Origin of the sequence: uncultured Halorubrum sp., from assembly GCF_937146585.1 — an archaeon.
GTDB lineage: Archaea > Halobacteriota > Halobacteria > Halobacteriales > Haloferacaceae > Halorubrum > Halorubrum miltondacostae.
Window position 1 is genome coordinate 21452 of the sequence record NZ_CAKZRO010000172.1, and the last position, 6861, is coordinate 28312.

6 protein-coding genes are annotated in these 6861 nt (G+C 72.6%); 4 read left to right on the top strand and 2 right to left on the bottom strand.

Features of this window, described 5'->3' with window-relative positions; genetic code table 11:
• Positions 1–140: 140 nt before the first annotated feature.
• Positions 141–1913 (top strand): glutamate--tRNA ligase, encoded by a 1773-nt coding sequence (locus Q0116_RS14275; protein ID WP_297889789.1) that lies wholly within the window; start codon positions 141–143, stop codon positions 1911–1913.
• A gap of 105 nt (positions 1914–2018) precedes the next feature.
• Entirely contained in the window at positions 2019–2348 is a 330-nt protein-coding gene (locus Q0116_RS14280; RefSeq protein ID WP_094494627.1) for a ferredoxin family protein, read from the top strand.
• Positions 2349–2719: 371 nt separating this feature from the next.
• On the opposite strand, the gene tmcA is transcribed toward Q0116_RS14280, so the two are convergent.
• Positions 2720–4984, bottom strand: coding sequence for a tRNA(Met) cytidine acetyltransferase TmcA (tmcA, locus tag Q0116_RS14285; RefSeq protein ID WP_297889793.1), 2265 nt, complete (start codon positions 4982–4984; stop codon positions 2720–2722).
• A gap of 131 nt (positions 4985–5115) precedes the next feature.
• On the opposite strand from tmcA, the gene Q0116_RS14290 reads away from it, so the two are divergent.
• Positions 5116–5562 carry a UPF0179 family protein gene (locus Q0116_RS14290; RefSeq protein WP_297889796.1) on the top strand — a complete coding sequence of 149 codons (447 nt, stop codon included), beginning with the start codon at positions 5116–5118 and terminating at the stop codon, positions 5560–5562.
• A gap of 21 nt (positions 5563–5583) precedes the next feature.
• Here the strand turns inward: Q0116_RS14290 and Q0116_RS14295 are convergent, their stop codons facing one another.
• Positions 5584–6309 carry a nucleoside phosphorylase gene (locus tag Q0116_RS14295; RefSeq protein ID WP_297889798.1) on the bottom strand — a complete coding sequence of 242 codons (726 nt, stop codon included), beginning with the start codon at positions 6307–6309 and terminating at the stop codon, positions 5584–5586.
• A 188-nt stretch (positions 6310–6497) separates the two neighbouring features.
• Between Q0116_RS14295 and Q0116_RS14300 the strand changes: the two genes are divergently transcribed.
• The gene (locus Q0116_RS14300; protein WP_297889800.1) at positions 6498–6692 is read left to right on the top strand and encodes a hypothetical protein; all 195 of its coding nucleotides are present in this window, start codon (positions 6498–6500) and stop codon (positions 6690–6692) included.
• The last annotated feature ends 169 nt before the right edge of the window (positions 6693–6861 follow it).

The window sequence follows — 6861 nt, forward strand, 5'->3', positions numbered from 1 at the left end:
TGGTGTCAGGTGCCCCTACCCGCCCTCCCGGGTCGTCGCGGCGCGCCGCTCGTGTCGTCCGCGTCGCTCGCGCCGCTCCGGGATCCGCCCCTCCCCGCCGTTTCGCGGCGTTTTTGACCCGACCCCGACAAGCCAGCGGTATGGACGACGAACTCCGCGAGCGCGTCGCGGCGGCCGGCGAGGCCGCGGCGCTGTTCAACGCGCTCAAGCACGGCAGCGACCCGGACGTGGGCGCGATCATGGGCCCGATCATGGGCGAGAACCCCGAGTTCCGCCCGCACGGCGACGAGATACCGGGCGTCCTCGCGCCGGTCGTCGAGGAGGTCGGCGAGATGGACGAGGCGGCCCGCCGGGAGCGGCTCGGCGAGCTCGCCCCCGACAAGCTCGCGGAGCTGGAGGCCGACGACCAGGAAGACGAGCACGTCCTCCCCGACCTCCCGAACGCCGAGGACGGCGCGGTCGTGATGCGCGCCGCGCCGAACCCCAACGGCCCGTGGCACGTCGGCCACGCGCGCATGCCCGCCGTCATCGGGACGTACAAGGAGCGCTACGACGGCGAGTTCGTCTGCCGGTTCGACGACACCGACCCGGAGACGAAGCGGCCCGACTTGGACGCGTACGACGCCATCCTCGAGGACATCGCGTACCTCGGCTTCGAGCCCGACCGCGTGCTCCGGGCGTCGGACCGGCTGGAGACGTACTACGACCACGCCCGCGAGCTGATCGACGCCGGCGGCGCGTACACCTGCTCGTGTTCCGGCGACGAGTTCTCCGAGCTGAAGAACGCGGGCGAGCCGTGCCCCCACCGCGACAAGGACGCCGAGACGGTCCGCGAGGAGTTCGCGGCGATGGTCGACGGCGAGTACTCGGCCGGCGAGATGGTCCTCCGCGTGCGCACCGACATCGGGCACAAGAACCCCGCGCTGCGCGACTGGGTCGCCTTCCGGATGATCGACACGCCCCACCCGCGCGAGGAAGCGGCCGACCACCGCTGCTGGCCCATGCTCGACTTCCAGTCTGGCGTCGACGACCACCTCACGGGCGTCACCCACATCATCCGCGGCATCGACCTCCAGGACTCCGCGAAGCGCCAGCGGTTCGTCTACGACTACTTCGACTGGGAGTACCCCGAGGTGCTCCACTGGGGCCACGTCCAGGTCGACGAGTACGACGTGAAGCTCTCCACGTCGACAATCAAGGGACTCATCGAGGACGGCGAGCTGACGGGCTGGGACGACCCGCGCGCGCCGACCATCCAGTCGATGCGCCGCCGCGGCATTCAGGGACAGGCGCTCGTCGACTCGATGACGGAGCTGGGGATGTCCACCTCCGACGTCGACCTCGCGATGTCGTCCGTCTACGCGAACAACCGCGACCTCGTCGACGACGCGGCGAACCGCTACTTTTTCGTCCGCGACCGCGACGACGCGCCCGCCGTCGAACTGCCGATCGTCGACGGCGACGCCCCCGCGCCCGAGGCCGGTCACCCGCCGCTCCACCCCGATCACGAGGACCGCGGCGACCGCGAGGTGCCCGCCGGGCGGGTCCTCGTCGAGTCCCCCGACCTCCCGAGCGAGGGCGAGCGCGTCTGGCTCAAGGGGTACGGCTGCGTCCGGTACGAGGGCGACGCGCTGGCCTTCGTCGACGCCGACATCGAGGTCGTCCGCGAGGGCGACGTGGACGTGGTCCACTGGGCGCCCGCCGCGGAGGGGCTCGACACGCTCCTCCGGACCGTCGACGGCGACGTGCGGGGGGTCGCCGAGCCCGCGCTCGCCGACGTCGACCCCGACACGGTCGTCCAGTTCGTGCGCGTCGGCTTCGGCCGCATCGACGGGTTCGACCCGGCGGCGACAGACGAGGCGGACGGCCCGAACGGTTCCGAGGACCTACTGGCGTACTACGCGCACCCGTAGGTCGGTTCGGCGAACCGCGCTCGGTTCGGTGGGGGGTCTTCGTCCCGCCGCCCGAATCCGTTCGTCGGGGAGTTTAAACCCGCGACCGGCGAAGCGAGGGCAACGATGGCCATCGACTCGAACTTCGAAGTGAACCGCGAGCGGGTCGGCGAGGAGGACGGTGTCGCCGTGTGGGGCCCCGTCGAGCCGCCGGAGAAGCAGGGGATCCGCGGCACCCACGTCGCGGTCGACTTCGACATCTGTCTCGCCGACGGCGCGTGTCTGGAGGACTGTCCGGTCGACGTGTTCGAGTGGACCGACACCCCCGACCACCCCGAGTCCGAGCGGAAGGCGAACCCCGCCGACGAGGACCAGTGTATCGACTGTATGCTCTGCGTCGACGTCTGTCCGGTCGACGCCATCGACGTGGACCCCGGGCGCGAAAACCGGTTATAATCGGCTGTAAGTGGTCGTTTTTGAGGCCGTGTGGTCTCTGTCGACCGAGTCCCCGTGTTCTGATCGATCCACATTGGATCGACTGCGAACCCCTCCGAAGCCCCAGCCGCGAGGCCGCCGGACGCTCGCCGTGCGCTTCACTCGGTCGCTCACCGCGTTCGCTCCCTGTGGTGCTTACCTCGCCTCCGCCGGCCTCGCGACTGCCCCTTCGAGTCCCGCCCCGACCGCACGGCACCTCGCGCCTCCCCAGCCTCGCGGTTCGCGCTCTCCGAGCGCTCACCGCGTCCCTCGCGCGTGCCCCTCACGCCCTGCGGGCGTTCGGCGGCACGCGCCACGGCAGATATCTTAGCGAGCGGCCGTCGCCGATCCGCTCACTCGCCGGCGAACCGCTCCCGTTCCGCGAGCGCGAAGTCGGTCCCGTACCGCTCCACGAGGGGGACGTAGGCGTCGCCGAGCGCGCGCATACACGCGCTCGTCGAGACGAAGCCGAGGTCGTCGGCGACTTCCTCCCACGGCCGGCCCTGGAGGACCTTCCGGACGAGCAGGCGCTCCGCCCGGTCGTCGAGGTCGGCCCCCTCGACCAGCGCCGCGAGCGCGAGGTCGCGGAACGCGCCGGGCGCGCTGTCGTACATCCCCGGCCCGACCGACGCCCCGACGACGGAGCGCCACTCGGTCTCGGTGAGATCGACCGGGACGGACGCGGAACACGCCCCCAGCGCGCCGCGGATCACGTCCGGGTCGACGTCGCGGTGCGCGTCCGAGAGCCCGTCGCGCTCGCGGTCCCGGAAGGCGACCGCGTGGCGGGCGAGCAGGTCGCGCCCGGCCGCGGTCTCCGGGCGCAGCATGATCGCGGAGTGCTCGCCCGAGGCGTCGTTGCGGCTCGTCGAGAGGTGGACGATCCGGTATCCCGCGCGCTTCCAGAAGCGGAGCAGGCGCGGCGTCGCCCCGTACCCCACCGAGAAGTAGTCGACCTCTCCGCCGAACTCCGCGTGGACCTCGTCGAGCAGCCGCGAGCCGAACCCGGCGTCCCGGAGCGCGTGGTGGGTCGCGATCCGGACCGTGCGCAGGCCGCGCGGCGCGGCGGCGTCCTCGTCGCGGAGCTGGCTCGTGAGCACGTCCGGCACCATGTTGCCGCGGACGCGCTCGCCCTCGTACATCTCCCGCCGCGTCTCGGGGTCGAGCCCGCCCTCCCGCGCGAGGAGCGCGACCGCGACGACCCGGTCGTCCGCGACGAGCGCCCGCGCGACGAGGTTCGGCGCGTCGAGCAGTCGCGCGAGGTCGTTCGGCTCCGTCCGGTAGTGGGCGGCGACGAGCAGCCCGAACGCCTCGCCGAGGAGCGTCTCGTCCGCGAGCAGGTCATCCGGGTCGAGCGCGCGGTACGACGCGTCGCCGACCGCCGCGTCCGCGACCGCGTCGTCGACCGCGGGCCGGGCGTCCAGCAGGAGCGCCCGCGACGCCCACGCCTCGACCGGGTCGTTCCGCGCGTACCGGATCGGCTCGTCGAGTCGCACGTCTCGGACCGCGAAACACGAGTCGAGCAGCCGCTCCCGGAACCGGACCGCGAACCCGCGGCCCGCCCCCTCGTAGCCGTGGACCGTCGTACAGAACGCGACCGCGGGCGCGTCGAGGAACCCCTCCAGCAGGCGCACCGGGAGCGCCGCCGCCTCGTCGACGATCACCGCGTCCGCCCCGTCGGCGTCCGCCGCGGCCGCCGCGGGCGACATGAACCGGACGCGACCGCCGGCCGGCGTTCGGAGGTCGCGCCCGTCCACGTCGACGCCCGCCTCCGCCGCGATCAGTTCTCGGGCGCGCGCGAACACCTCGGCGGCATTCCGGAACGCGGGCGCGGTGACGAGCACGTCGCCGCCCCCGAGCGCGAGCGCGCCGGCCGCCAGCCCGGCGGCGCTCGACTTCCCGCGCCCCCGGTCGGACTCGACAACGACTGCGGAACCGGGCTCGGAGAACCCTTCGAACGCCCGCAGCGCCCGGGACTGGTCGCCGGTGAGGCAGGCGTCGTACGCCGCCGCTGGGAACGTCGCACCCGGCGGCGGGCTTCGCGGAGCGGCGGCGTCGACCGACTCTGTGCGGTCCGCGTCGTCCGCGCGTTCCGGTCCCGTTAGTCCGTCGCGCACCACAGCGTCGCCGTCCGGATCGTCGCCGAGCGCGACCACCGCGACGCCGGGGTGCGTTCGGAGCGTCCCGACGAGCCGCTCGCGGAACCGCCCGGTCACGTCGCCGACGCCGTAGGGGGGCACGGCGAGCGAGTCGTCGAAGCGGTCGCGGACCGCCGGCCAGTCGTCGAGCGGGGGCGTCAGCAGGATCAGGAGCCCGCCGCCGTCCACCGCCCCGACGGCCCGGCCGAGCGCGTCGGGGACGAACCGCTCGTGGCAGTCGAGCACGACCGCCTCGCGGGTGCGTCCGAGCAGCTCGTCGGCGCTCCGCGGGCGGTGTTCCTCGAACCGGAACCCCTCCCGCGTCGAGACGAGCGAGACCGCCTCGTCGTCGACACCGAGCGCCGCGACCGCGTCGTAGGCGCCGTCGATGCCCCGGTCGCGGTCGCCCGCCAGCACGAGGACGCGGCGCTCGTTCGTCCGCTCGGCCTCGGCGCGCAGTTCGCGCGCGACTCCCCCGATCATCTCCGCTCGTGGTTGCCGAGGCGCGGGGATGTGTCTTGCCCTCCGCGCGGCCGCCGCCCCCGGTTCCGGGCTGACCCGCCGACGCCCGCGGAGGCGGGAGGCTTACGGACGCTCGGCGCGTCGCTCCGGGCATGACCACGGTCACGCTCATCGGGACGCGGCTCGCGGACGTGGGCCGCGAGTTCGTCTACCAGGGGGAATCGGCCGACTGCGAGGGGTGTCCCTACCGCGGCCAGTGTCTCAACCTCTCCGAGGGCACTCGCTACCGGGTGACCGGGATCCGCGAGAACGCCCAGACGCTCGACTGCGCCGTCCACGACGCGGGGGTCCGCGCGGTCGAGGTCGAGCCCGCGTCGGTCCCCGCGAACGTCCCGTCGAAGCGCGCCTACGCCGGGAGCAAGGCGTCGCTCGCCGGTCCCTGCCCGCACACCGAGTGCCCGAGCCACGGCTACTGCGTCCCCGACGGGGCCGACTTCGACGACGAGCGCGTCATCGATCAGGTGCTCGGCGAGCCCCCGCACGAGACGTGCGCGCTCGACCGCGACCTGACGCTCGTCGAGTTCCGCGCGGAAGAGTAGGAAAGAGAACCGACCGGCCGCTTACAGCGACGTGACCGCGTTCAGCGTGATCCGGATCGCGCGCTCGACGTTGTCCTTCGCCTTCTCCGGCAGCTCGTCGTCGGAGTCCGCGCCCTTCTGTGACCCGGCGACGAGGTTGCCGTCGACGGTGCAGATCGCGCCCGCCGCGAGCCCCTTGCGCCGCGCGAGCGAGAAGACGGTGGCGGCCTCCATCTCGATCGCGAGCAGGTTCGCGTCGTTCCAGTCGTCGACGTACTCGTCGCTCTCGTTGTAGAACGCGTCGTCGGAGACGATCGGCCCGACGTGGATCTCCTCGTCGTTCGCCTCGGCCGCGTCGACGAGTCCCGTGAGGACATCGTAGTCCGGGACCGCCGGGTAGTTCGCGGACTCGTAGCGCTTGCTCGTCCCCTCCTCCTTGGCCGCGCCGGTCGCGACGACCATGTCGCCGACCTCCATGTCGGGCTGGAGCGCCCCGCAGGTGCCACAGCGGACGAACGTCTCGACGCCGACCCGCGAGAGCTCCTCGACGGCGATGGCGGCCGACGGGCAGCCGATGCCGGTCGAGCAGATGGTGAGGTCGACCCCGTCGTAGGTCGCGTTGACGACCTTGTACTCGCGGTTCTGCGCGACGACCTCGCTGTCGTCACAGAGGTCCGCGATCCGGTCGACGCGGCCGGGGTCGCCGGGGATGATCGCGGTCTCGTGTACGTCGCCCTCCTCGACCAGCAGGTGCGGCTGTTTCGCCATACGCGCGGCAACAGCCGCCGCGCGCAAAAGCGGACCGGTCGGCGGCCCGGGGTAGCGCCCCGAGTCGGATTTAATATCGCGCTATACGCTTTACGACAACGGTCGAGGCGACGCGACCCGCCGTCCAACGAGACCGACCGCTCCGCCGGATCGGTCCGTTTTATCGCCCGAGGCCGCGACGTTCGACCATGACCGACGCTGACGCCTCGGCGGACCTCGGCTCGACGCTCGGCGCGCTCGTGGTCGCGTTCCTCCTCGTCACGGCCGCCGCGGGGACGGTGCTCGGCTTCAACTGGACGCAGGCGGTGCTGCTCGGCGGGCTCGCCGGCGTCGTGGCCGTCGCGTCGGCGTGGCTGACGGAGCGGCGGGCGACCGACGGCTGACCCCCGGGACTCCGCCGTCGCGCTCCGAGTATCGCGACTGAGAGGTCGGACGGAGGATTTTATACCCGCTCGGCGTCGACACCGGACAATGCGCTTCAGTCGCGACCGTCGGGGCCAGTCGGTCGTGGTCGGGACGGTGATCCTGTTCGGGTTCCTGATCTTAGCGCTC

Coding starts and splice junctions, on each gene's coding strand:
- Q0116_RS14275 (WP_297889789.1), top strand. CDS start 141: ATGGACGACGAACTCCGCGAGCGCGTCGCGGCGGCCGGCGAGGCCGCG.
- Q0116_RS14280 (WP_094494627.1), top strand. CDS start 2,019: ATGGCCATCGACTCGAACTTCGAAGTGAACCGCGAGCGGGTCGGCGAG.
- tmcA (WP_297889793.1), bottom strand. CDS start 4,984: ATGATCGGGGGAGTCGCGCGCGAACTGCGCGCCGAGGCCGAGCGGACG.
- Q0116_RS14290 (WP_297889796.1), top strand. CDS start 5,116: ATGACCACGGTCACGCTCATCGGGACGCGGCTCGCGGACGTGGGCCGC.
- Q0116_RS14295 (WP_297889798.1), bottom strand. CDS start 6,309: ATGGCGAAACAGCCGCACCTGCTGGTCGAGGAGGGCGACGTACACGAG.
- Q0116_RS14300 (WP_297889800.1), top strand. CDS start 6,498: ATGACCGACGCTGACGCCTCGGCGGACCTCGGCTCGACGCTCGGCGCG.